This is a genomic window from Paenibacillus sp. RC73 (assembly GCF_044908085.1).
Classification (GTDB): domain Bacteria; phylum Bacillota; class Bacilli; order Paenibacillales; family Paenibacillaceae; genus Paenibacillus; species Paenibacillus terrae_A.
Window position 1 is genome coordinate 80,377 of the sequence record NZ_JBIYCV010000010.1, and the last position, 26,559, is coordinate 106,935.

The following is a 26,559-nucleotide window of genomic DNA, read 5'->3' on the forward strand; positions in this document are numbered from 1 at the left end:
GAGTATGATGTTAAGCTTGTCCATTGCCCTGTGCACCCGAAATCGGGTTGACGATCTGACCCGATGCATTAATTCAATAGCTATTGGTGGGGCACCGGAGGCATGTGAAACCGAGCTGTGGATTATTGATGATGGAGAACTGCCGAGGCATGTGCTGGAACGCTATAAGCGTCAATTGGGCAGAGCGGGGATTACCTACCGATACCATCGCAAGGAGCAGCCGGGCTTATGGCTTTCACGTGTAAAAACAGTTGAGCTGGCGCAGGGCGATATCATTTTGTTTCTTGACGATGATGTTGAGCTGCCGAACAACTATTTGAACGAGCTGATACGTACCTATGAGGCTTACCCGCAGGCCGCTGGTGTCGGCGGGATTGCGCAGGGCATGAGCAACAGCTTCATGGGAACCATTCGTTGCCTGCTGTCATTCCAGCAGTCCTTGTCCAAAGGAAAGCTGTCTCTCAGCGGTCAGTCCGGCTCGATGTACAACTGGCACAAGGCGAAGAAGACGTTTCGAACCGAGTTCTTTCATGGTTGCAATATGTCATTTCGCCGTGAGGCGATTCGCAGTCTGGAGCCGGTACCTTGGTTGCAAAGCTATAGCGTAGGGGAAGACCTGTTACTTTCACGAATTGCCATGAAAAGCGGCTCGCTGTACATTAACCCGGCGCTTACGCTCCTTCACCACGAATCGCCGTCCTCGCGCGACAATATGGAGCAGGTCACTTATATGCGGGTGATGAATCATATTTATCTGTTGCGGGACGAGCGATCTGGGCCGATTGGCTATGCTGCGCTGTATTGGACGACGCTGTATCAAATTTTGAGAGAGAAGCCCAAGAAAAATCATACTGCCATTCAAGGCTACAGAAAAGCACTGAAGGCGATTTTTTCAAGTCAGAAGGAGCCTATGGGCGGAGGGCAGCTACCTGAACGCAATTCCAAAAAAACGGTAGGCTGATGGAGGTGCGGCAGGAGACTTGATGTGAGCATAGAGACGAGAGGCTTAATAAGGAACAGGAGTTGGACGTAACATGAGCACATGGACAGCAGCAAGGAAAGTATTCACGGGTGACAGTCTCGCCAAAACGATCATGCGCACGAGCTTTAACAATTTTTTTGTGCTGATCGTCACGACCCTGACTTCGATCCTGACCGCACGTATGCTCGGAGTCGAGGGGAAAGGAGAACTGGCGGCAGTTCTGTTCTGGCCTACGCTAATCGGCAGCGTGCTGAGCTTCGGCTTGCCAACGTCGCTGATTTATAACCTCAAAAAGAAAACAGGCACGACGGAACAATTACTGGCGTTGTCGCTGTGGATTCAGTTGCCTGCCAGCTTGCTGGCGGGGGCGGTGGCCTGGATATGTATGCCGCTGTGGCTGAATGGCTATGGTGCGGATATCGTCCACCTGTCACAGCTCTATTGTGCGGCTGCGGTACCGCTGGCGGTGCTTACGGCGCTGACAACAGCATTATCGCAAGGGCTGGATCGGTTTAGCGTATATAATGGACTGTTGTTTTACTATCCGCTGCTGAACTTCATCGGTCTGGTGACGCTGTGGCTGATGGGGCTGCTCAATGTGCAGCTGGCGGGGGCCGTGAATTTTGCCGCGAGTTTCCTTGCGCTGGTATGGGCGTTCCTCCGTTTGCGCAAGCATATGAATTTGCGTACTTTCCGCCCGTTCACCAGCCGCCAGGTGCTCCGCCCTTATTATAGCTATGGAGCGAGAGTCTACGGGATGGAGTTGATGGGGACGCTGTCCACACAAACGGACAAAATTGTCATCGTGGCGCTGCTGTCACCCAAAGCATTCGGTCTGTACTCTGTCGTCTATGCTCTGTCGCGTGTGTTCAATGTGGTGCAGAACGCTGTTACGAATGTAACCTTTCCGAAGGTGACTGGAATGGAGCACAGCAAAATTGTCGAAACCGTCGGTCGTGCTTTTCGCATCTCCATGGCTGCTATGCTGATCGTCATCGTGCCGGCTTTGTTCATTGGACGATACATGCTGGGCTTGCTGTATGGCCCCGCTTTTCTGGAAGCATCGTTAACCTTCTACCTGCTGTCACTGGAGTGCATCATCGGAGGTGGCTCATGGATTCTGGCTTCGGCCTTCAACGCACTGGGTCGGCCGGGGCTAGTGCTGTTTCGGCAAATTGTGGCATATGCGATTACCGTCGGGCTGTTCTTTATTTGTACCCCGATCTTCGGTCTGGACGGCATTGCCATTGCTTTGCTCGTAGGCGCTTGTGTACGGTTGGCATTCTCTCTGTTTTCATTCCCGATGTTTTTCGATGTTCCGTTATCACGGATCATTTTTGATAAAAGTGATATCACATTTGTTATTCAGACCATACAAAAGAAGCGCAGGAAGGGAGAACTGAAAGATGCCGAATTCGCATCCCATGGCTAAACTGAAAAATAAGCTGAGCGTCATTCTCGACGTAGTCCCCCAAGGTTCGAATATCATTTATGTTGACTACCCCGTGTATAACAACGGTGGGGACGTACTCATCATGAAAGGCACCGAGGCGTTCTTCAAGGATAACGGTATCCGAGTTCGTGCCCGTTACAGTGCTATGGATATTCCCGATCAGCTTCAAATTCCGGGCGACTGGATTATCGTGTGTCATGGAGGCGGCAATTTCGGCGATTTATATTCAAATCACCAAAATTTGCGGGAACGTATCGTGCGGGATTTCCCGAGCCACCGCATTGTAATCATGCCGCAGACGATCCATTTTCAATCCGAACAGAAGGGGAATGAGGTCGCTGCGCTGTTCAATGGTCACCCGGATTTACATATGTTTGTGCGGGATACACGTTCTTATCAGTGGGCCAAGGAAAAGCTGAATCAGTGCAGCATCACGCTATGCCCGGACATGGCACACCAGCTCTGGCCGTTGAAGCCGACGACAGAAACGGTCAAGGACGTACTGTACTTCCTGCGTACGGATATTGAAACCGTAGGGGGGCAAAAGCAATTCGACGACGAAGCAGATGCCGCCCACCGTCTGGACTGGGACACTCTGTTCACTCCGCTGGAAGTAAAAGGGATCGTCTACTTCCAGAAGTTTTACCGTCTGGACAAGAAAATCGGCGGTCCGCTGCCAACGCGTACCTTCTGGTACAAGTATACCGATCATCTCATGAACAAGGCGGTTACGCTGTTCAGCTCTTACCGCGAGGTTCGCACCTCACGGCTGCACGGTCATATTCTAGCCTGCCTGCTCGATATGCCGCATGTCGTCATTGATAATTCGTACGGCAAAAACTCGCAGTATTATAACACCTGGACACAGCCCAATCCCAAGGCGAAGCTGTTCATCGATACACCTGATGCGCTGGAGCAGCTTTCTTAATCTCTATTCCTCCGCACCATAAACTCGCAAAAAGCCTCCTGACCATTTACTGGTTCAGGGGGCCTTTTACTTTGGAAAGCTGATTATTTATCATTTCCTAATGTCATAGGAAATTCGTTTAATATCTCTGACATCCTTTGTCGTTTACAATGAATTCATAGAGTTTACAGGGAGGGTGATATGGGCAAAGTGTGGTGAAAGGGGGGGAGATCATAAATGAACAATCGTCAAATCAGTATACTTCTTCGTATTCTCTTTGGAAACGATCCACTTACCGGCAGTTCCATTGCGAAAGAATTTTTGGTCAGTGCCAGAACCGTTCGTTCGGATATTAAGCTGCTGAATAACGAATTGTCTAAATATAAAGTCCAGATTCATTCATCGAAGCAAGTCGGCTATTATATCGAGCCCAGAGATAAGAAAATCATTAGAGGTATTTTCGAGGAGTTCAATCTCACGGATCAGGAGACGGATGTACCGAATACGCCTATTGAAAGAACCGTGTATATCGTGCTCAAGCTCTTGTTTTCAACCGACTATATAACGATGGAAACTATAGCCGATGATATCTACGTTTCCAAGACGACCATTAATTATGATATCAAGCGAGTGAGTGAAGTCGTTCATAGCTTTTCAAGCTTGCAGTTAACGGTATCTCAAACCAAAGGCTTATTGCTGTCGGGAAATGAAATTTCCAAGCGGGCGCTTCTATACCATGCTCTACAGCAGGGGACAACAGGCAAGCACTTGGAAATTATGAATCGCATAAAATATCTGTTCAAGGAACCCCATGTCTATGATGATCTTATTGAGTTCCAGAAGCTAGTTATGAATATGCTTAATTCTTACGGGTACTTCCTAACCGATCAGGACATTTTCTCCTTGTTTATAGATTTTTATATCAGCATGAAGCGCAGCCAGACGGGATTTATTATAGATCAACAGATTGAGGAAGAGCTGGACCCGGATATTGTGAAAATTGTCTTGGCAGGTATGAGCAAGCTTATGGCTGAACCGGAGGAAAATGAACTGAAGTATCTACAGCAACGCTTCCAATCCAAGCGGCTGTTAAATGTGAAAAATGATGATTCATATACACAGAACCAAGAAGCTGTTGACATTGTGAAGCACTTATTGGTCGAGATACGAAGTAAATTTGGTATTAATTTTCTGAACAATGAGAATTTGACCCATAATCTTATTCAACATATAAGTCCGCTGATCTATCGTTTGAAAACGCATACTTTTGAGATTAATCCCTTAAAAGAGGAAACGCGAAGAAAGTATCCTTTTGCCTTTGAGCTATCGAATGTCCTTGTACCTATCATTAAAGAAAGGTACGGGCTAACGATTAATGAATCAGAGCTGACCTACATTTCATTACACCTTGCCGTGGCGCTGGAAGAAGTATTTGACAAGCCTGCGGTTGCCATTATGTGTGGCTCAGGCTTGGGAACGGCTCAGCTTTTATACCGCAAGCTGTTGTCCTATTATGGTGAACGGCTGAACATTTTGGGATGGTACTCTATGTATCAGCTTGAACAGGTATTGAATGGGGACTTGGGGCAGGTTGATTTTATAGTGACTACGGTACCCATAGAAGCGGACACAAGCATTCCTGTGTTGCAGGTCAATCCGTTGCTGAACCGGTCAGACCTGAATAAAATCGAGAAATATTTACAAAGTCCTATTCGTATTCACAGCCAGAACAGTCACGAATCAGGGAACGGCCATTCTTTTTTCAGCGAGGGATTATTTGAATACGTTAGACAGCCGGGTGATTACTTTCAAGTTCTACGTACATTAACAGCAAATTTGCTAGAGCAGCACATGATTAGCGATGGTGAAGAGTTCTATCAATCTGTCATTGAGCGGGAGCAGATGCAGTCCACTGTTTTGGCAAATTTAATTGCTCTGCCACATGCGATGGATTATATCTCCACCAAAACAGCTATTTCGGTAGGGGTGCTGGAGGAGCCGATCAAGCATGAAGGCAGAAAAATCAAACTGGTGATGCTGGTGGCCATTAATCCGAAGGAAAAAGAAGAGCTGAACCGATTGTACAGCATGATTGAACGAATTTTGGAAACAGACCATGTCAAAGCGCTCACAAGCGCGGAAAATTTTCAGGCTTTTATGGCAAATTTAATATAAAAGGAGATCGTTTATTATGAATATTTTATTAGTTTGTGCCGCAGGAATGTCTACCAGTATATTGGTCAGCAAAATGAAAAAGTCCCTTGAGCCAGATCAACAGGATTGGGTCATTGAGGCTCATCCGATTGGAGAGTTATCTGATTACATTAACAACTTTAATGTGGTTTTATTGGGACCGCAGGTGAGCCACAAGCTCAAGGGAGTCGAGAAGGAGTACGGTTCTTACGGTAAGCCGATTGCTGTCATTAATTCTCTGGATTACGGAATGGGTAACGGAAAAAAAGTAGTTGAGTTTGCAATTGAGTTAGTTCATAAAAACAATTTATGATCCAAATATGTGAGAAATAAAAAAGAAAGAAGAGGGATGGAATATGGAGACAGAGACAGAACAACATATTATGGGAATTATTCTACACTCCGGCGAAGCCAACAAAAAGGCATTTTCCGCACTCGGTGAAGTGAGAAAACGGAATTTTGAACAAGCCAGAGCACTGATTAAGGAAGCCTCCAAGGAATCGGTTCAAGCACATAAAGTGCAGACCAAGCTGATGCAGCAGGAAGCCGACGATCAAAAGCTGGAAATGAATCTGCTGGTTGTACATGCACAGGATCATTTAATGAACTCTTTATTAACCATTGATTTAATTGAGGAATTAATTGAAGTATTTTATGAATTGCACCATTAAAAATATACAAACATCGAGAAAGAAGGCGCAGCCATATGGCAATTTCAATAGAGTCCTTCACTGAAAAACTACAGCAATTTGCGGGAGTATTACAAGATAATAAATACTTCGATGCTATTTCCAAGGGCTTAATGGGGACGATGCCGATTATTTTCGTAGGCTCCATTGCGGCGTTAGTTAATGCCCTACCCATAGATGCCTATCAAAGCTTTATTACAGACACGGGATTGAAAAATTACCTTCAGTTGGCGACCAAGTTGACTACAGACATGATCGCTCTCTATGCCGTATTTAGTATTGCATACAGCATGTCCAAAAATTATAAGCAAGACGGACTGAATGCAGGCATACTGGCCTTGCTGAGCTTTTTAGTCGTCACTCCATTGGATATGAGTAAGGATGGAGCATTTTCCTTACCGTTTCAGTGGCTGGGAGCAACCGGATTATTTATATCTATTATTATGGGTTTAATGGTAGGCAGATTATATGCTTTGCTTCTTAAAAAGGGAATATCCATTAAGATGCCGGATGGCGTTCCACCGTCCGTTGCAAAATCTTTTGCCGGGCTGATCCCGGGACTCGTGATTATCGCGGTTGATTTGTGTATTAATGGCTTGTTCAATGTAACTTCCTATGGAAATATTCATAACTTTGTTTATCATCTCCTGCAGACCCCTCTTCAAAATCTGGGAGGAACGTATTGGGCTTTTATTCTGACGATCGGGCTTTTGAGTCAAATCTTGTGGGTCGTAGGGATTCACGGAGGAATGGTTTGTTTGTCGGTGATGATGCCCATCTTTATGGCCTTGGATTTACAGAATTTGTCCGCCTACTCCGCAGGACAACCTCTTCCGAACATTGTGGGCATGAACTTCATGTTTGTGTACGGAATTGGAGCAGGCTGTTCGATTGGACTGGCTATTCTTCTGGTTGTGGCTAAAAGTGAACGTTATAAAGCGTTGGGCAAGATTGCTTTTCCATCGGCTATATTTGGGATCAGTGAACCGACCATTTTTGGTGCTCCGATTATTTTAAACCCGGTATTGGCGATTCCTTTCATCGTCAGTCCAATCATCAGTTACACACTGGCCTACTTCCTAACTACGATGGATGTATTGCCTCGTCTGGGACTGCAAGTACCTTTGGGTCTTCCACCTATTATTAACGGTTTTATGTCCGGTGGCTGGAGGGTTGCTTTGTTTCAGGTATTTTTGATCCTCATATCTCTTGCTACTTATTATCCTTTCTTCAAGTCACTTGATAAGCACGCGAAGAAGGAAGAATTGGGAGGTGCAGCCTGAATATGTTAGGAATTTGGAACTGTATTGTACAAACTGATGTATTGAATATGAAGTTCATTTTTAGAATTATCAACGACCATGGCTATACCGTAAATATGAAAATGGAGCCTATGAACTTTAACGTGGAGTTCTTTAAAGTTTCGGTGGATCAGAGAAAGTTGAAGGCCGTCGGACGGTCTGCTCTGCTGGCTGGCAAAGAAGTGACCTTGGAACTGGGCTTTGAGGCGGAAAAATGCAGCGGTTCTATTGATTTTCCCAAGTTAGGAAGCATCAAACTGGCGGGAACTGTAGGGGAAGGACCCTCGTTGCTCGAAGGACTCAAACAGAAAATTAAGGAAGAAAAACACTCCGAACCCGTTCAGAGAAGTGCTGCGGAAATTGATGCAGCCGTTAAGGAATGGCTAGACCGAATGACGTTAGAAGAAAAAATCGGCCAAATGAGCCAAACGGTAGCCTCAGCTTTTTCCTTTGGCAACACGGTCATTTCAGACACACCGCAGAAACTGGTGGAAGAAGGTAAAGTAGGCTCCATCCTTGGAGCCTTTGATATGAACAAGGTGTATGAACTGCAAAAAATTGCAGTAGAGAAATCACGCCTGAAAATTCCGCTGTTTTTCAATGCCGATGTTATTCATGGTTATCAAACGATTTTTCCGGTTCCCTTGGCTTGGTCCTGTAGCTGGGATTTGGAGGCGATCAAACGGGCGACTGCGATTTCAGCGAAGGAAGCCTCGGCCTCCGGCGTGACCTATAACCATGGACCCATGGTGGATATTACGCGCGACCCTCGTTGGGGCCGTGTAGTAGAAGGGGCGGGCGAAGATCCCTATTTGGGCTCACAAATAGCCAAAGCTCAGGTCGAAGGCTTCCAGGGCGAAGATTTATCCGACAGGGACTCTATCATTGCCTGCCTCAAGCATTTCATCGCATACGGTGCTGTTGAGGGTGGTCGAGATTACAATACGGTAGATATATCGGAACAGCGGTTAAGAGAGACCTATCTTCCTCCTTTTGAGGCTGGATTAGCTGCTGGCGCAGGCTCTGTTATGAACTCGTTTAACACGTATAATGGCATACCGATTGCCGGAAATAAACAGATATTAAATACGCTATTAAGAAAAGAGCTTGGTTTTGAGGGCATGGTTATTTCCGACTATGGTTCCATCTCGGAGCTTGCAGTCCACGGGGTTGCCAAAGATAACAAGCAAGCCGCCAAGCAAGCTCTGGATGCTACGCTGGACATCGAAATGGTCACACAGATGTATGCCAAGTTTTTGCCTGAACTGGTGGCAGAAGGCCAGGTTTCGGAAGAACATATCAATGCAGCAGTAAGCAGAATCCTTACTTATAAATACAAGATTGGAATTATGGACGATCCGTATCGTTACATTCGGCCGGAAGAGGCTGAACGGCTATACATGTCTCAAGCACATTTGGAGGAGAGCCGATCGTTGGCGAGAAAGTCCATTGTGCTGTTAAAAAACAAACAAGTGCTGCCTTTACAGAAGACGGGTCAAAAGCTCGCTTTAATTGGACCGTTTGCCCTAAGTAAAGATTTGTTGGGCTCCTGGCAATTCTCCAATTATGGAGAACAAACGGTAAGTCTGCTGGAAGGGGTATTATCCAAGCTTGCGGCGAACGATTCTGTTACAGTGGTGGCAGGCTGTGCCGTTGAACATAAAATTGAGGGTGGAATTACCGAAGCGCTTGAAGCCGCTGCTTATAGCGATGTCATCGTTTTGGCTCTCGGTGAGGAAAGCGAGCATTCCGGCGAAGCGGCTTCCAAAACGAAAATTTCGCTGCCAGAAGCACAACTGGAGCTAGCTCAAGAAATCGTAAAGCTGGGCAAACCGACGGTATTGGTACTTACAAATGGTCGTCCTGTGTTGTTAGACTGGTTTGAGACGCATATGGATGCCATCGTCGAGACATGGTACCTCGGTTCACAGGCTGGACATGCCATCGCCGATGTATTGTATGGAGACTATACCCCGTCTGGCAAGCTCACCATGAGTTTTCCGTATAATGAGGGGCAAATTCCGATTTATTATAATCACTACAATACCGGTAGACCTGCTACAGAACGAAAAGGAAAATATGCTTCAAAATATTTGGATGCGTCCAATGAGCCTTTATATCCTTTCGGATATGGCTTGAGCTACACGACTTTTAAATATTCTGAAGTAGTCCTTAATTCCGAGCATCTACATCGCGGAGGTAGTATCACAGCGAGTGTCACCGTTACTAATACAGGCGAATACTGCGGGGAAGAAATTGTACAGATGTACATTCGGGATTTGGTCGGCAGTGTCGTAAGGCCTGTAAAAGAGCTTAAAGGTTTTAAGCGGATTTCCCTGACTGCGGGTGAAAGTCAGCAGGTTATATTCACCATTACAGAGGATGATTTGAAATTCAACACTTCGGATGGCTCCTTTCAGGCAGAATCTGGAGATTTTAAAGTATGGATCGGCACTAATTCAAGAGACGTCCAGGAAGCTGCGTTCGAGCTATTGGATTAAGAAAAAAGCCACTACATGGTCGGAGGGGCGCATTATCGTTATTGTGCCCATTCAGTTCTTTGGTATCGACTTATTTATAGCAGGGCTTGTATGGCTGTCATAGATCAGGAGACTTACAAATCACTTAGTGTGATATGTAAGTCTCTTTTCTTGTTTATCTTTTTGACAATTCATTTCATGAATAGATATAATTTATGGGATAAAACTTGCAGTAGAATCGAGGCTGACGAATGAGCAATCAACCAATGGACATGCTTCTCACGAAGGATATCGTGCGCGAAGGGGAACCGATTTTGCGTACGAAGGTTGATCCGGTATGCTTGCCGCTGCGTGAAGAGGATCTTCAACAGATGCGGTGGATGATGGATTATCTGAAAAATAGTCAAAATGAAGAGCTGGCAACCCGTTATGATCTGCGTCCGGGTGTGGGATTATCAGCCAATCAGGTAGGTCTGAACAAAAGAATGTGTGCTGTCTATTATCAGGATGGAGACAAAACGGTTGAGTATGCGCTGTTTAATCCGAAGCTGGTCAGCCACTCGACGTCCATGATTTATTTGGAACAGGGCGAAGGCTGCTTGTCAGTGGATCGTTACATACCCGGATATGTCCCGCGTTATGAAAAAATTCGCATTAAGGCCAATTTGCCGGACGGAACGCAGGAACTGCTGACTTTCAAAGGCTATCCGGCGATTGTGGTACAGCACGAGATGGACCATTTGGATGGCATTATGTTCTATGACCGTATTAACCCGGACGATCCTCAAAAGCTGCCGCAGGGTGTGCATATCGAACCTTTTGTGCGTGAATAGTTCATGATCCGTAAAGTGTGGTGACTCCGTTCGCCACATTTTTATTTTGCAAAAAATATAGATATAGATGTTGCGAAGCTTTAAACTGAAATCATGTATATCGTGATGCGGTGAGTAAGTAATACATATTAATGTAAGCGCTTATCTAACGGGGGGATGGCATGTATCGTGGAGTTCGACATCTGATGAATAATATGCGTATGCGAAATAAGCTGCTGTTCTCCTACGTGCTGATTGTCATGATCCCGGTGCTGGTGGTGGGCGGCTGTGTCACGTTTTATTTGCGGGAGCAGGCTTTGGACAGTGCGATTGCCCAAACGGTGAACAATGTGGAAAAGATCAAGAGCCAGACTGCGAATTTACTGCGCGTACCCACGGATATTTCAAATGGGCTGATGTTCGATAAAAGGCTGAGGGAGATGGCGAATCGCCGTTATTCGGGCATGGTAGAGCTGATGAATGCGTATCATCAATACAAAGACTTTAATGAGTATGTACAGCAGTATAGAGAGATTGCGACCATCCGGTTTTATTCGTATAATCCGACGCTTGTTAATAATCTGGAATTTGTCCCTGTAGATTCTGGCATTGAGCAGCAGAAGTGGTTCGAGACGGCCTTGAAGGGGACGGCGATTAACTGGTTTTATATTCAGGATAAAGAGGACAACCCGGTTAATCGGCTGAGTCTGGTGAGGCAAATTCCCTTTCCCGAATACAATACCAAGGGAGTTCTGATGATTGCACTGAGTCAGACGGAGCTGAACCATATGCTCAGCAAGGAGCCGTTTGAAACGTTGATTGTGGATCGTAACGGAATTGTGGTCGCGGCTACCCATACACAGTCCGTGGGTCAAACATTGACGGATTTGCATTTGGGCTTTGATGTACAGGGTAGGGGTAAGGGGATATATGAAGCAAAAATAAACGGGAAATCCTCGAACATTATTGTGGATGAGCTGCTGCCAGCCTCAAGTGTGAGCGGATTGACGATTATTTCAGTGTTTTCGACGGAACACATTGTACAGGGAGCGAACCGAATCAGCTTGATCGGCGCATTGTGTGTTCTTGCGGTGCTGGTCATGGCTTTGATTCTGATTACGATGATTTCCTGGCTGATCACCAAACGGCTACAGCGATTGAGTTATGAGCTGGGTAAGGTGGCTGCAGGGGATTTCCATGTCGTGTCGAGCGTGGAGGGGATGGACGAAATCGGGGACTTGTCCCGTCGCTTCAACTATATGGTTGCCAGCATCCGCCAGTTGATGGGGCAAGTGTATGAAGCGAGTGAGAAAAACAACAGGCTCGAAATGGCACAAAAGGATATCAAGCTGAAAATGATGGCCAGTCAGATTAACCCGCACTTCCTGTTTAATGCGCTGGAGTCTATTCGAATGAAGGCGCATCTGAACGGGGAAGCCGAGATTGCAACGACGGTGCGTTTGCTTGGCCGATTGATGCGGCGGAATCTGGAGATTGGCAGCGGTAAAACGACAGTGCGTCAGGAACTGGATATGGTGCGATCCTATTTACAAATTCAGCAGTTTCGGTTTGGAAATCGTTTGGTCTATGAAGTGAATCTGGCAGAAAGCGCTGAGGAAATGTCCATTCCTCCATTAATTATACAGCCGCTGGTGGAGAACGCAGTTATTCATGGCCTGGAAAACAAGGAAGAACCGGTTACCGTGAAAGTCGATATTTCGATGGAGCTGCGAGAGTTGCAAATAAAAGTAGCCGACGATGGAGTTGGCATGGAGGCAGAACAGTTGGCCCGTCTGCTTGACCGTATCACAGGCACGGAAGAGCCGGAAGGGAGCAGTATTGGTCTGCGCAATGTTCACCAGCGTCTGACGCTGATGTATGGTGAACATTGTGGTCTGCACATGGAGAGCGTACCGCAGGCAGGAACAACCGTAACCTTTTCAATACCCAAGGAGGAGGGGTCGAATGTATAAAGCGATGATTGTGGATGATGAGCCTGCGATTCGTGAAGGATTAACCTCCATTATTGATTGGAGAGACTGCGGCTTTCATATTGTAGATACCGCAGGGAACGGGCGCGAGGCATTGGATAAATTTAAGGAGCACCGGCCGGAGCTGGTCATTGTTGATATTCGTATGCCGGGGATGAGCGGGCTGGAGGTCATACGGAGCATACGCGAAATGAACGGCGAGCCTTTTCATTTTCTCATTTTAAGTGGATATGCGGACTTTGATTATGCGCGGCAGGCGATGGGCTTTGGCGTGGATGGTTATTTATTGAAGCCTGTGGACGAAGAAGAAATGACGACAGAGCTGAAACGGGTAAGGCGAAGCATTGAGAGCGAAAAAGAAGACGGCAAGTGGGGGAACCCGCCTGCCCATGAGAGCGATTGGATCGAAATCCTGCTGTTTCCGGTTCAGGAAGATCGGGCTAATCGTGGTGCATTGGAACACAGCGACCCTCTCCACGGAGGAACGGAGCAAGCTGAACATCATGGCCAGCATCCGGCGCCACCCTCTTTGGATTGGAGAAGCTATCAGGTCGTACTGCTGGATCTTCGGATACCCGACTGGGATCGGCAAGCTCGGCAGTCGGCAGCAAAGCTGCGGCTAACGGAAATGTGCGGGGAGCAGGGCAGGGGGATTGTATTCGAGGCAGGAATATATACAGGCTTGCTACTTCCCTCCACGGTGGACACAGAAGAAAATGCTGTTCGATTGCTGGCTTCCTGGCGACAGGCGCTAAAGCCGTGGGCAACGAAAATATACGTAGCTGCTGGTGATCCGGTGGAGAGACTTCATGATATTTCGAGTTCTTTTGAACAGGCGCTGCGTCTACTGGAGCGTACTTTTCTTTTCCGGGCGGAAAGGGTGATGCTTACCAGTGACCTGCACGATTTGGAAACTTCGGACGAGGAAATGTGCGAAACGACTGACAAAGCATCAGACCCCATGCGTTATGCAGAGAAGCTGTACTACGCGCTGGATATGTCCAATCGTGAAGCTGCAATACGTGTATTGAAGGAAATGGAGGTCCAATTTCCACAGCTCTATCGTTCAGAGGCTGAAATCAAGGCGGCGTTTGCACAGACATTTACCTTGGCGCTGAACAAGTATGCGGCTGGACAGGAACAGAGCCGTACGGTGCTGGAAGAGCATTCCCGCTTGATTACGGATGTATATGCCTATTCAACCTTGGGAGAGCTGGTGGATCGGTCAATGGAGCATGTGCTGCAATGGATTGGTCAGACCGATCCAGGTGGTAAGGAAACGATCATGAAACAATTGATTGATTTCATTCATAGTCATTATGATGAGAATTTGCGCTTGGAGCTGTTGGCGGATATGTTTAATTACAACAGCGGCTATTTGGGCAAATTGTTCAAAAGCCATACGGGCGAAGCTTTTAACGCCTATCTGGACAAGGTGAGGATCGAGCGGGCAAGGGAATTGCTTGCACAGGGAATCAGGGTGCATCAGGTGGCAGGACGTGTCGGATATGCCAATGCCGATTATTTTCACGGCAAATTCAAAAAATATGCGGGGATGTCGCCTTCCTCTTATCGTAGTCGGGTTCAGAAGAACAGAGGGACGGATGGCAGTTGATGGATTCCCGTGGGTTAAATTGATGAAGTCTCTCTTGCGGATGTCGGAGCAAAAGTCTCCGGACGAAGAGAGGCTTTTTGCTTGGAAAAAAATCAGACAGATCAATCGAAAATGTCACACTAACTAGAAGATTTGAGTTGTTTTCATAAATTCGCCATCATTACGACACAGCTTTGACACGATGTTCACACTTTCGATTCTATTTCATTCAAACCTATTCTATATAATGATGATATTCTGAAGCCGGATCATGAGATTCCGTAATGAAGATGCCTGAGGGGGCTATTCATAAAAAGTGATCGTTCCATATGTAATAATGTGAATACTATCACAAGGATGAAGGGAGGCTTCAGAATCCAATTATTAACATTCATTCTTAAGAGAAGCGCAGGGGGAGGAATAACATCATGGACGTATTAGAATTGGCACGGTTGCAGTTTGCAACCACAACAATTCTTCACTTTGTTTATGTGCCGATCTCCATTGGATTGTCGTTGCTGGTGGCAATTATGGAGACCATGTATGTAATCAAAAAAAATGATTTATACAAAAAAATGGCTCAATTCTGGGGAACTTTTTTGCTGATTAACTTTGCAGTAGGCGTGGTCACCGGGATTTTGCAGGAGTTCCAGTTCGGGATGAACTGGTCTGACTTCTCCCGTTTTGTCGGTGATGTGTTCGGTACGCCGCTGGCGATTGAGGCACTGCTTGCCTTTTTCCTGGAATCAACCTTTATCGGATTGTGGGTATTCGGCTGGGAACGGCTGTCCAAAGCAGTCCATTTAACCTGTATGTGGCTGGTATCCATTGGTACGATGCTGTCCGCCCTGTGGATTTTGGCAGCCAACTCATTCATGCAGCGTCCGGTAGGATACGAGATTCATAACGGTCGCGCAGAAATGAAAGATTTTTTCGCTCTGTTGACGAACGAACAACTGTTATGGGAGTTTCCACATACATTGTTTGCAGCTATTGCGACAGGGGCTTTTCTCGTGGCAGGTATTAGTGCATGGAAGCTGATGCACAAAAAGAATCTGGACTTTTTCAAGCCTTCTTTCAAAGTAAGTATTATTGTTGCATTGATTAGTTCGATGTTAATCCCGATGTTTGGTCACGGACAGGCTCAATATTTGGTGGAAACACAGCCAATGAAAATGGCTGCCAGTGAAGGGTTATGGGAAAACAGTAGTGACCCGGCCCCTTGGACAGTTATTGCAGGCATTGACCCTGAAAAGAAAGAAAACAGCTTTGAATTTAAGGTTCCTTATGCGCTCAGTTTGCTGTCCTATAATAAGCTGTCCGGCGCGGTACTGGGGATGAATGAGCTTCAGGCACAATACGAAAAAGCCTACGGCCCCGGTAATTATATTCCGCCGGTACGTACTACATTTTGGAGCTTCCGCATTATGATTGCAGCCGGATGTGCCATGATTGTACTTGCTTTGTATGGAGCCTATCTGACATTCCGTAAAAAATTGGAGGGTTCGCATCGTTGGTTCTTCCGGTTGATGATGCTCGGTATATCTCTTCCATTCATTGGAAATACTGCGGGTTGGATCATGACAGAAGTGGGGCGTCAGCCTTGGACGGTCTTTGGTTTACTTCAAACCAAAGATTCCGTTTCGCCTACCGTTGTGGCAGGGGAAGTGCTGTTCTCACTGATCTCGTTTACCGCATTGTATTTAATTTTAACGGGTGTGCTGACGTTCCTGTTTGTCCGTACGGCTCGCAAAGGTCCGGATATCGAACCACATCAGGAAACGGTAATCCATGATCCATTTGCTCAAGGGGGTGACACCAATGTCGTTAAATGATTTGTGGTTCTTATTAATTGCTGTGCTGTTTACCGGCTTCTTCTTCCTGGAGGGCTTTGATTTTGGCGTGGGTATGGCTACAGGTCTGGTACCGCGTAATGATCAGCAAAAACGCTTGATGATCAATACGATTGGTCCATTCTGGGATGCTAACGAAGTATGGTTGATCACAGCAGCAGGTGCGATGTTCGCGGCTTTCCCGCACTGGTATGCGACCATGTTCAGCGGATATTATCTAGTATTTGTATTTATTCTGCTTGGTTTGATTTTACGCGGAGTTTCCTTTGAGTTCCGGGGTAAGGCAGAAGGGAAATGGTGGACAGGGACGTGGGATGCCTGCATTCTGATGGGTAGCTTTCTGCCGCCGATGCTGTTCGGTATGGCTTTTGCGGCTTTGGTAAAGGGTGTACCTATTCAGCAAAACATGGACTTGAAAGCCGGATTCTCCGATGTGTTTAACGGATATACGGTATGGATTGGACTGACCGTGGTTGGGATGTGCCTGATGCATGGGCTAACGTTTATTTCTCTGCGGACGATTGGAGAAGTACGGGATCGTGCTCGTGTGATTGCGTCAAAATTTCTTCCGATATTAGGTGTTTTGCTCGCGGGTATGGTGGTATGGACTTATTTTGCAACAGACTTATTCGCACGTCGTGGCCCTTATATGTACGCTGCAGTTGCAGTGGGGATCGTCGCCTATGTGCTGTCATGGTATTTCCTGAAACAACGCCGCGAAGGTTGGGCCTTCGGGATGACGGGAGCTATCATTTTGCTGACATTCGTTTCGTTGTTCGTCGGCTTGTTCCCGAGATTTATGGTGAGCTCGATCAACAGTGCATTTGATTTGACGATATATAATGCAAGCTCCAGTCATTACACCCTGAAAGCCATGACGATTGTTGCAGCAACGCTTTTACCCTTTGTGCTGGCTTATCAGGCGTGGAGCTACTTTGTTTTCCATAAGCGTCTCAGTGAAAAGGACCATTTGGAATACTAATGGATAAAGCATGGTTTGGATTAAAGGGCATTCGGCCGGTAATGCTGCTGCTGGCCGCCCTTTCCCTGGCCCAGGGGGCCGCTGTGATTGTGCAAGCGATCTTTTTGGCGAAGGCTATAACGATTTTATTTGATAAACATCCGCTGGTGATGGCTTGGCCGTCACTGGCGTTGTTTTTCGCGGCTTTTGCGGCGAGGCATACGATGATCTGGCTGCAACGCCGGACAGCAGGCCGCTTTGCCGAAGCATCAGGCGCTTCCTTGCGGGAGCGTCTGCTTGCTCGTTTGTTCGAGCGAGGACCTGTTTTTGCTGCCAAGGAAGGCAGCGGCAAGCTGGTGACGTTGGCGCTGGATGGAGTGGATCGTTTTCGCACGTATTTGGAACTGTCCATTCCTCGTATGATTGACATGATGTGTGTGACGATACTTGTGCTCGTGTCTGTTTTCACATTGGATGTAATTTCAGGTGTGATTTTGACGGCTACGATGCCCATCCTGATTGGCTTCTTTATCCTGCTGGGCTTGGCGGCGCGGAAGCAGGCAGATAAACAGTGGCGCTCCTATCGCCTATTGTCGCATCATTTCACGGATTCGTTGCGCGGCCTACAGACGCTACGGTTTTTGGGCCGTAGCCGGGAGCATGGAGAAACGGTCGGGAAGGTCAGCGACCAGTACCGCACGGCTACGATGCGTACACTGCGGGTCGCGTTCCTGTCCTCCTTTGCGCTCGATTTTTTTAGTATGCTGTCGGTCGCTTTTGTGGCGGTAGGCTTGGGCTTGCGTCTGATTAGCGGATCGGTGGGACTGGAAGCGGCACTTGCGGTACTGATTTTGGCACCGGAATATTTTATGCCTGTACGCCAGTTGGGATCGGACTATCATGCCTCACTGGATGGCAAGGAGGCTTGGGGCGCGATGCGCTCCATTCGCGGTACAGAGAATGAAGCGGCTCAGCAAACAGATTCCGTGGATATCCTTACGGGGAGTGGCCGCACAGACAATGCTAAGGGTGACGGCAATGCCCTAAATATCACAGGACAGGATACGATCAGGCTATCGGATATATGCCTTCTTAATGAGGACGGTTCCGCACGACTTGACCACATATCCGCGAGTGTTGAGTCGCATATGAATATGATCGGCATCGTCGGAGCCAGCGGTGCAGGCAAAACAACGCTGCTCAGTTTGCTTGGAGGCTTCGCTGAACCGACGTCGGGTGAGCTGAACGTGAATGGGTGGGCATTGGCTGGTGATACCAAAGCCGAATGGCAGCGACATATTGCCTATATTCCGCAGCATCCGTACCTGTTCAGCGCTTCCTTGGCGGATAATATCCGGTTTTATGAACCGGAGGCATCCAACGAGCAAGTGGAATGGGCGATTGACGCGGTTGGACTGCGTGAGCTGGTGGATGGTCTTCCGAATGGATTGGATGAGCCGATTGGTGAAGCGGGCCGGACGCTGAGTGGAGGACAGGCGCAGCGGATAGCGTTGGCGCGTGCTTTGCTGAGTAATCGTCCGGTTATTTTGCTGGACGAGCCGACTGCACATTTGGATATCGAGACGGAATGGGAGCTAAAACAGACGATTTTATCTGTTTTGCAACATAAAAGAGTGTTTCTCGCGACTCATCGACTCCATTGGATGCCGGATATGGACTGTGTCTGGATGATGAATCAAGGTCGTCTGGAGGAAGCAGGATCACATAAGCAACTGGTTGCCCGTAAGGGAGGATATTACCGTTTGCTGACGGGAATGACGGAAGGAGGGGACGGAAGATATGAGAGCCACGGACAATAGCGGCCAAGGCTGGTTTGTATTTTATTTGAGACAATATTTTTGGGCCTTTCTGGCTGCGGCGCTATTGGGCGCTCTGGCAATTGGATGTGCAGGCGCATTGCTCTTTACGTCCGGTCACCTGATTACCCGTTCGGCTTTAAAACCGGAAAATATATTGATGGTGTACGTTCCGATTGTGCTTGTACGAACGTTTGGTTTTAGTAAAGCGGTCATTCAGTATCTGGAACGGTTGGTGGGGCATGATGCCGCGCTGCGTCTCGTGTCCCGTATGCGGGTGCGGCTGTATCGGGCAGTAGAACCGCAAGCGCTTATGATTCGAAGCAAGTTTCGCACAGGGGATCTGTTGGGTTTGCTGGCGGAGGATATTGAGCAGCTTCAAAACATATATTTGAAGCTGGTTCTGCCTGCGATATCGGCGTTGCTCATCTATGCTCTGGGGATTTCAGCACTCGGATGGATGGACGGAACCTTTGCCTTGATGATGGCACTGTATTGCGGATTTTTACTTTTTATCGCCCCGGCCATCTCGCTGTGGACCTCGCTCGCTAAACGACGAACGTTCAAGCAGGAACGGAGCACAGCCTATCAGGAGCTGACCGATGCATTGTTCGGCATGAGTGATCTGGTGCTGAGCGGTCGGACTGGACATTTTCTGGCTTCCTTCACCCAACGGCAAAACAAGGCTGCTGTAGTAGAAAATTCACTTCGGCGAAGCGAATGGCGCTCTCATTGGATCGCACAGTGCGTCGTAGGTGGCGGAATTGTGATGATGACCATATGGGCTGGAGGGCTGGTAGCAGAGAACCGCATAGAGGCAACATGGCTGGCGTCCTTTGCGCTTGTTGCTTTTCCATTGCTGGATGCCTTCGTCCGCGCTGGAGAAGCGGTGGTCCATGCGCCGGAGTATCAAGATTCACTACGACGGTTGAAAGATTCGGAAAAACATACACCTACAACTGCCGCATCTGTACCGTTTTCGACCTCGGCTTCTGTGCATACAGGGCGGCAAGCAGCAGGAGGCATAGTAGATAAAATAGAGGCGGAACATGTTACCGCCCAGCGATCGGGCAACGCAGGTGAACTGCTGCTGAACAACGTGAGCTACCGCTATACAGCAACGCAAGAATGGAGCGTGCGCGATATTTTCCTGCGTGTGCCGCAAGGGGGTAAGGTTGCACTGCTTGGTCGTAGCGGTGCGGGTAAGTCCACCCTGCTGAATCTGATTCAGGGTGCATTGCAGCCGGATGAAGGGAGCGTCACTGTCGCAGGTGCGCCCGTGTATACAGGCGGGGCGTATTCCAGCCTGTTTGCAGTGTTAAACCAGCAACCGTATTTGTTCGATACAACGGTAGCGAACAATATTCGGTTGGCGCGGCCCGATGCTACGTTGGAAGAGGTTCGTGCAGTAACGCAGCAGGTGGGTCTGGGAACGCTGATTGATTCCTTGCCAGATGGCTATGACACTCGGATGCAGGAAACGGGCCTACGCTTTTCCGGTGGAGAAAGACAGCGAATTGCACTGGCGCGGATTTTGCTTCAGAATCACCCCATTGTTCTGCTGGATGAACCAACCGTAGGACTCGATCCGCTGACAGAGCAGGAACTGATGCAGACGATGTTTCGTGTGCTGGAGGGCAAAACGCTCATCTGGATTACACATCATCTGACCGGAATGGAGCATATGGACGAGGTGATCTTTATGGAGCAGGGTGGCATATCCATGCGAGGCAGTCACGAGCAGCTCTGGCAGGAGCAACCCCGATACCGCAACCTGTATGAGCTGGATCATCCCGGTCTGTAAAGAAATAGAGAAGATCAGGCTTCGGTAAAATGAACATACACATTGGAGTCGGCATGGATATATGCTGGCTTTTTTCCTTCTCTATCCGCTGTAGGATTGATCTTGTTCCGAATCAGCAAAAAAGTTATGCTTGGAGGCATAAAGACACTCGGAACGCTTTGGACCACTGATCTGCTCGGTTAGTGCAAGTTTCGTGCTGCTGCAAGGAGGCCCTTATGACGTATAATCAAATTAAATGGATTATCCTATTTGTACCTACACTAACGGTTGGAGCCTGGGAATATGTAAGACACCAGTTCTTGCTCCCCTATATATCCATGGATCTGGGAAACTGGCTGACTCCGGTCATCTTGTATTTGGTCAGTGTGACGCTGTTGACCAAGCTTTTTCATATGCTGGAACGTATTCAGATGGAGTTGCAACACGAACGCGCGGCCAAGGCAGCCCTTGAAGCCAGAGAGGATCTTGCCAGGGAGCTGCATGACGGGATTGCCCAATCACTTTTTTTATTGTCCGTCAAAATGGATCGCCTGGAGCATAACCAAGATCAGGAGCAGTATCGTCAGGATATTTATAAAGTCAGAAAGACCGTCCACGAAGTAAACCGTTATGTTCGTCAGGCGATTGCCAATTTAAGATTTGATCCGACCATCGACGAGACGCAGTCAACCAACGAATCTATGGACTATAAGGTGCAACAAATGATTCACGAAATTCCTGTGTACGTAGATATTCGGTGGAACATTCCCGACGATGCGCTGACTCCAAAAGAGAAAGTAGAGCTTCTGGCCTGCATTCGTGAGGCAGTTGTCAATATTGAAAAGCACGCAGGGGCTTCCAAAGGCTGGATTATTGGAGAAGGTGACCACGATTATTGGAAAGTCATCGTCAAGGATAATGGCAAAGGTTTTACGACCGATCCTTTTCGGTTTAAAGACCGATACGGCCTGAATATCATGAAGGAAAGAGCGGGAGATATGAACTGGACGTTGCAGCTTCTGTCGGATTCTTCGTATACCATGGTGGAAATAACCAAAGAGGGAGAACATAAATGACGCATACCCGTGTACTGGTCGTAGACGATTCTGCTCATGCTCGCGAGGCCATCTGTGAAATATTGTCCATGGATCAAAGCTTTGAAATCATCGGGATGGTGGACAACGGCGAAAAAGCAATTGAGTTTACCGAGCAGTGGCTTCCAGATTTGATCCTGATGGATATTTCGATGCCTGGAATGGACGGGCTGGAGGCTACACAGCGGATTAAGCTCATGTTTCCATATGTCAAAATAGTGATGATTACCGTGTCGGATGATATGATTCATCTGCTTGAAGCTTTGAAACGGGGGGCCCAAGGCTACCTGTTAAAAAATATAGCGCCCTCCACATGGCTGGAATACCTGCATTCTATTGTGAATGAGGAAGCACCACTGAGCCGGGAACTGGCTTTTCAAATCTTGAAAGACGTCACCATAACAGCGAAAAAGGAACCACAGGTCCGTCTTACCTCAAGAGAGCAGGATATTTTATATGGGGTGGCCGCAGGGTGGACGAACAAGGAAATCGCCGAAAAGTACGGTATTTCCGAGTACACAGTAAAAAACCATTTGAAAAATATTTTGCAGAAGCTGCATGTACAGAACCGTGTACAACTGACGAGATATGCATTGGAAATGGGGCTTGTTCCTGATGATCCTAAATTCAGGTCATAAGCCTCTTTGTTTTTTTGACACCATTTAGTTCAAAATATAGCTCGAATGAGGTATTTTAAATTTTGATTAACTTTTGTATACTGGTTAGAGTTGGCGTGCTTCACATGAACGGTCAACTGGAGGGGAATGATCTGAATGAAAACATTTATCTCTAAGCATTGGCACTTGATGCTGATTGGCTTTGTAGCGCTGATCGTGGGCGGGTTTGTCTTGTTTTATTTTCAGGGGAGCGTGTCGTCGTTTCCGGCTAGCCAACCTAAAACCGTTCAAGAAGAGCCGGACAAAGCCAAGTATGAAATTGCTACGGTCAATGTAGAGGGAGACGGTTTTTATCCTAAAAATATTGAAATAAAAGCTGGTGTCCCGACTAAAATTAATTTTAAGAGATCGACATCCTTTACTTGCATAGATGAAGTACAATCGTTGAAGCTTGGAATGGACGTCTTTATGGACCACGAAAATAACTATTTTACTGTCAAGGACCTGAAACCGGGTGTATATGAGTATAACTGCGGTATGTACATGTTCTATGGGACGATCACGGTAAAATAAATCAATACCAGCTTTCCAGCACATTTTTGCCGGGAGGCTATTTTTTTTGCCTTAATACAAGGTATCTATAATAATAGTCACAAAATGTTCAAGGTTATAAGGCATATATGGCTCAAGTGGGCCAGGTCATGACAAGCCAAAGGTAGGTAAGATGGAAGGAAACGATAGAGAAATGAAGGGGAAATATGAATAAACACAGGTTTATCCCAATGGTATGTATGCTTTTGACCGTAGTCTTACTGGCTGCTTGTTCTGGCCCTCAAGAGGGTTCAACGCAAGCAACACAGCAGCCAAAGAAAGAGCTGACCTTTCTGTTTAACTTTGCTAGTCAGACCGTTGATCCCGGTCTGGATTATACTCCGTTAAGAGCAGATGTCGTAGAAACGTTGGTTAAACTGGACGAGAACGTAAAAATCCAGCCATGGCTGGCTACCCAATGGTCGAGTAAAGACGGGCAAAACTGGGAGTTTCAGATTCGTGACGGTGTAACCTTTCAAAACGGAAAAAAACTCACCGCAGAGACGGTTAAGCAATCGTTGGAACGCTCAATAGAGCTGAATCCGGGGGTTAAGCAGGTATTGCGAATTAAATTCATGAAAGCCTCCGGTCAAACGCTGCATGTGGTGACGGAAGAACCATTCCCTCAGTTCCCATCCGAACTGGTTCATCCCAATACAGCCATTCTGGATACAGAAGCAGCCGATCCGGATAAAAAGCCAATCGGTACAGGGCCTTTCCAAGTAGAATCCTTCACCGCAGGCACATCATTAAAGCTTACCCGCTATGATGCATATTGGAGTGGGGCGGCCAAGCTGGATCGGGCGGTTTTTGCTTTTAACGAGGATGCGAATGCACGTTTATCCGCCATTTTATCCGGTGATGCAGATATCGTCTATCGCCCACCTGTTGAAAGCATGGACAAAATGAAGCAAGACAACCAGCTCAAGCTGGATTCAGTGGTTAGCTTGCGTACACATGAGTTGATTTTTAACACGAAAAGGCCTTTGTTCCAAAATGCGAATTTGCGTAAGGCATTTGATGCTTTGGTTAACCGCGAGGAGCTGAAGGACGCTATTATGGGCGGACAGGCTACAGTGGCGCAAGGTCCATTTTTACCGGATTTCCCGTTTGTACCGGAATATCCAACCCGCAAAACCGGGGCTGAAGAAGCGCTCAAGTGGTTTAAGGAAGCCGGATTTCAGGTGGACAATGGCAAAGTAACGCAAAACGGGAAGCCGTTAACCTTAAAGCTGGTGACTTATGCATCCAGAGCCGAGTTCCCAATCTTCTCACAAGCTTTGCAATCGGAAGCCAAGCAATTGGGCATTACGCTGCAAATTGAGCAGGTTGAAAATTACGAAGACTATTTGATGAACGATACGACTTGGGATCTCGGTATGTACAGTCCGTTGATTGCGCCTCGCGGTGATGCCAGCTACTTTTTGAATGTATCGTTTTTGCCAGATGGAACGCTGAATTATGGAAAAATAAACGATGAGTCGTTAAATAAATTGATTTACCAGTTAGATCAAACCGTAGATACAGCAAAACGGGATGAACTAATATCTCAAGCGCTCACGAGAATTCATGAGCAGACGTACTATTCCTATCTGGTGCATCCGAACACGCTGGTTGTATACAAAGACCGTGTGAAAAACTGGGTTACCAGCAAAAGCGAATATTACATCCTTACCAACCAGTTGGATGTTGAAGCCAAATGATTCAAATGCTTGGGAAAAGGCTGATCGAGTTTTTCCTGTTTATTTTTCTTCTGTCGCTCATCAGCTTCGCGGGAATCAAGCTTGCTCCGGGAGACGCTGTCCGACAACTGCTGCGTGTGGATGATGTGGCGCTTACGAATGAGCAAGTGGAAATTCAAAGGGAGATCATGGGGCTGAATGAGCCGGTTATCGTGCAATATGGGGAATGGCTCTCGAAATTCATTCGTTTGGATTTGGGAGCTTCCTACATGACACATCGTCCGGTCATAGAAGAAATATGGACGAGGATGCCAGCGACGCTTCTTCTGACGTTTACCTCCATTGTGGTGTTGATCGGAGTTGCAGTACCGTTGGGCGCTTGTTCAGCTTTATATCCCAAGAAGTGGATTGATCGAGTCAGCCGGGTGCTCGCGATCATGGGAGCATCGATTCCCAGCTTTTGGCTAGGACTTTTACTTATTGAGGGGTTTTCGGTAAGGTGGTCGATCTTTCCAGCCATGGGGAACGGTACTTTGATGCATCTGGTGCTTCCTTCGCTGACACTGGGACTTACGATGGCTGCGGTATATGTACGTCTTATTCGTTCCAGCCTGTTAAACAGCTTGAGTCAGGATTTTATTCTGGGTGCAAGGTCCAGAGGGATTGGAAGGCAGCGTATTTTTTGGTTGCATGCGTGTCGCCATAGCCTGACTCCAGTAATGACCATGTTTGGCGTCAGTGTGGGAAACTTGCTGGGGGGAAGTGTCGTGGTAGAAACGATATTCGCCTATCCGGGTCTGGGAAAGTTTATTGTAGAAGCTATTCATAACCGGGATTACCCGATGATTCAGGGATACATTTTATTTATGGGTGCTGTCATTATGCTGCTTCACGTGATGACGGATGTAACGGTGGGATACGTGAACCCTGAAATCCGCTTGAAGGAGGGAGGACATTGAGTACATCCCGACTTCCTTTATGGTTGTTTATAGGTGGAATAGCTGCACTGTTCATCCTGCCTGAGTTTATGAAAAATGATCCGTTGCTCGTTTTGCTCACTCGTAGGCTTCAATCCCCAAGCGCCGAGCATTGGCTGGGTACGGATGGTTTGGGCAGAGATTTAATGTCACGGGTGGTATACGGAGGCAGAAATACGGTTGGAACAAGCTTATTGATTTTGCTTCTGTCTCTTGGTATTGGCATTCCTGCCGGGGTAATCGCAGGGGTTATGGGAAAAGGGGTAGACCGATTGTTCATGCGGGTGTCGGATTCCATTCTGGCTTTTCCCGATTACTTGATTGCGATTGTACTGACGGGCTTGCTCGGGCCGGGTGTCGTCAACCTGATGATTGCGATTGTATCGGTAAAATGGGTGGCATATGCTCGTCTGGTGAGAATCAGCCTGATGGCAGAAAAAAAGAAGGATTATATCTGCAGTGCCCGCTTGAGCGGGGTACCAACGATTCGATTGGTCATCCGGCATTTGCTCCCAGCGGCTTTCAGAGAAATTGTGGTCGTAGCCACACTGGATTTGGGTAAAATCATTTTAATGATCGCGGCTCTATCCTATATTGGACTTGGGCTACAGCCGCCTATCCCCGAATGGGGAGCGATGCTGAATGAGGGACGGGCCTATTTTCACAGTTCTCCGCTGGCGATGGTCATTCCGGGTGTAGCCATTATGCTGTTCGTTCTTTTATCCAATCTGATTGGGGATCAGCTACGGGACAGTCTTGAACTAAGGCCACGGGGGAAATGA

21 protein-coding genes are annotated in these 26,559 nt (G+C 47.4%); all 21 read left to right on the forward strand.

The genetic code is table 11. The annotated features are described in order from the left end of the window. Positions 1-7: 7 nt before the first annotated feature. The 21 genes from ABH897_RS21625 (at position 8) to nikC (ending at position 26,559) form a co-directional block, all read left to right on the forward strand. A complete protein-coding gene (locus ABH897_RS21625; protein ID WP_349361973.1) occupies positions 8-961 on the forward strand; it encodes a glycosyltransferase family 2 protein in 954 nt (317 codons plus the stop codon). Between the two features lie 73 nt (positions 962-1,034). Further along, a complete protein-coding gene (locus ABH897_RS21630) occupies positions 1,035-2,414 on the forward strand; it encodes a lipopolysaccharide biosynthesis protein (protein ID WP_283653355.1) in 1,380 nt (459 codons plus the stop codon). Beyond that, on the forward strand, positions 2,389-3,363 hold the full coding sequence (locus ABH897_RS21635; protein ID WP_283653354.1) for a polysaccharide pyruvyl transferase family protein: 975 nt from the start codon (positions 2,389-2,391) through the stop codon (positions 3,361-3,363). The genes ABH897_RS21630 and ABH897_RS21635 overlap by 26 nt, the downstream gene beginning before the upstream one ends. A 216-nt stretch (positions 3,364-3,579) precedes the next feature. Further along, the gene (locus ABH897_RS21640; RefSeq protein WP_283653353.1) at positions 3,580-5,517 is read left to right on the forward strand and encodes a BglG family transcription antiterminator; all 1,938 of its coding nucleotides are present in this window, start codon (positions 3,580-3,582) and stop codon (positions 5,515-5,517) included. A 16-nt stretch (positions 5,518-5,533) separates the two neighbouring features. Next, positions 5,534-5,848, forward strand: a complete 315-nt coding sequence (locus ABH897_RS21645; protein ID WP_404592691.1) for a PTS sugar transporter subunit IIB — start codon at positions 5,534-5,536, stop codon at positions 5,846-5,848. A gap of 43 nt (positions 5,849-5,891) precedes the next feature. Further along, the gene (locus ABH897_RS21650) at positions 5,892-6,206 is read left to right on the forward strand and encodes a PTS lactose/cellobiose transporter subunit IIA (RefSeq protein ID WP_283653352.1); all 315 of its coding nucleotides are present in this window, start codon (positions 5,892-5,894) and stop codon (positions 6,204-6,206) included. A gap of 35 nt (positions 6,207-6,241) precedes the next feature. Continuing rightward, on the forward strand, positions 6,242-7,507 hold the full coding sequence (locus ABH897_RS21655) for a PTS sugar transporter subunit IIC (protein WP_283653351.1): 1,266 nt from the start codon (positions 6,242-6,244) through the stop codon (positions 7,505-7,507). Between the two features lie 2 nt (positions 7,508-7,509). Further along, on the forward strand, positions 7,510-10,026 hold the full coding sequence (locus ABH897_RS21660; RefSeq protein WP_283653350.1) for a glycoside hydrolase family 3 N-terminal domain-containing protein: 2,517 nt from the start codon (positions 7,510-7,512) through the stop codon (positions 10,024-10,026). A 230-nt stretch (positions 10,027-10,256) separates the two neighbouring features. Next, positions 10,257-10,838: a peptide deformylase gene (gene def, locus ABH897_RS21665; protein ID WP_283653349.1), complete on the forward strand. Its 582-nt coding sequence runs from the start codon at positions 10,257-10,259 to the stop codon at positions 10,836-10,838. A gap of 161 nt (positions 10,839-10,999) precedes the next feature. Then, positions 11,000-12,790, forward strand: coding sequence for a cache domain-containing sensor histidine kinase (locus ABH897_RS21670; protein WP_283653348.1), 1,791 nt, complete (start codon positions 11,000-11,002; stop codon positions 12,788-12,790). Next, positions 12,783-14,423, forward strand: a complete 1,641-nt coding sequence (locus ABH897_RS21675) for a response regulator (protein WP_404592692.1) — start codon at positions 12,783-12,785, stop codon at positions 14,421-14,423. The genes ABH897_RS21670 and ABH897_RS21675 overlap by 8 nt, the downstream gene beginning before the upstream one ends. Before the next feature lie 407 nt (positions 14,424-14,830). Continuing rightward, positions 14,831-16,237, forward strand: a complete 1,407-nt coding sequence (locus ABH897_RS21680) for a cytochrome ubiquinol oxidase subunit I (protein WP_404520764.1) — start codon at positions 14,831-14,833, stop codon at positions 16,235-16,237. Next, positions 16,224-17,237 (forward strand): cytochrome d ubiquinol oxidase subunit II, encoded by a 1,014-nt coding sequence (gene cydB / locus ABH897_RS21685; RefSeq protein WP_283653345.1) that lies wholly within the window; start codon positions 16,224-16,226, stop codon positions 17,235-17,237. Before ABH897_RS21680 ends, cydB begins: the two co-directional genes overlap by 14 nt. Beyond that, a complete protein-coding gene (gene cydD, locus ABH897_RS21690) occupies positions 17,237-19,036 on the forward strand; it encodes a thiol reductant ABC exporter subunit CydD (RefSeq protein ID WP_283653344.1) in 1,800 nt (599 codons plus the stop codon). The genes cydB and cydD overlap by 1 nt, the downstream gene beginning before the upstream one ends. Next, positions 19,017-20,837, forward strand: a complete 1,821-nt coding sequence (cydC, locus tag ABH897_RS21695) for a thiol reductant ABC exporter subunit CydC (RefSeq protein ID WP_283653343.1) — start codon at positions 19,017-19,019, stop codon at positions 20,835-20,837. The genes cydD and cydC overlap by 20 nt, the downstream gene beginning before the upstream one ends. 215 nt (positions 20,838-21,052) lie before the next feature. Continuing rightward, positions 21,053-21,892: a sensor histidine kinase gene (locus ABH897_RS21700; protein WP_404592693.1), complete on the forward strand. Its 840-nt coding sequence runs from the start codon at positions 21,053-21,055 to the stop codon at positions 21,890-21,892. Continuing rightward, entirely contained in the window at positions 21,889-22,548 is a 660-nt protein-coding gene (locus tag ABH897_RS21705; RefSeq protein ID WP_404520766.1) for a response regulator, read from the forward strand. The genes ABH897_RS21700 and ABH897_RS21705 overlap by 4 nt, the downstream gene beginning before the upstream one ends. Before the next feature lie 135 nt (positions 22,549-22,683). Continuing rightward, entirely contained in the window at positions 22,684-23,100 is a 417-nt protein-coding gene (locus tag ABH897_RS21710; RefSeq protein ID WP_283653342.1) for a cupredoxin domain-containing protein, read from the forward strand. Between the two features lie 209 nt (positions 23,101-23,309). Next, the gene (gene nikA, locus ABH897_RS21715) at positions 23,310-24,821 is read left to right on the forward strand and encodes a nickel ABC transporter substrate-binding protein (protein ID WP_404592701.1); all 1,512 of its coding nucleotides are present in this window, start codon (positions 23,310-23,312) and stop codon (positions 24,819-24,821) included. Beyond that, positions 24,818-25,759 carry a nickel ABC transporter permease gene (gene nikB, locus ABH897_RS21720; protein WP_404592694.1) on the forward strand — a complete coding sequence of 314 codons (942 nt, stop codon included), beginning with the start codon at positions 24,818-24,820 and terminating at the stop codon, positions 25,757-25,759. The genes nikA and nikB overlap by 4 nt, the downstream gene beginning before the upstream one ends. Then, positions 25,756-26,559: a nickel transporter permease gene (gene nikC, locus ABH897_RS21725; RefSeq protein WP_404520768.1), complete on the forward strand. Its 804-nt coding sequence runs from the start codon at positions 25,756-25,758 to the stop codon at positions 26,557-26,559. The genes nikB and nikC overlap by 4 nt, the downstream gene beginning before the upstream one ends.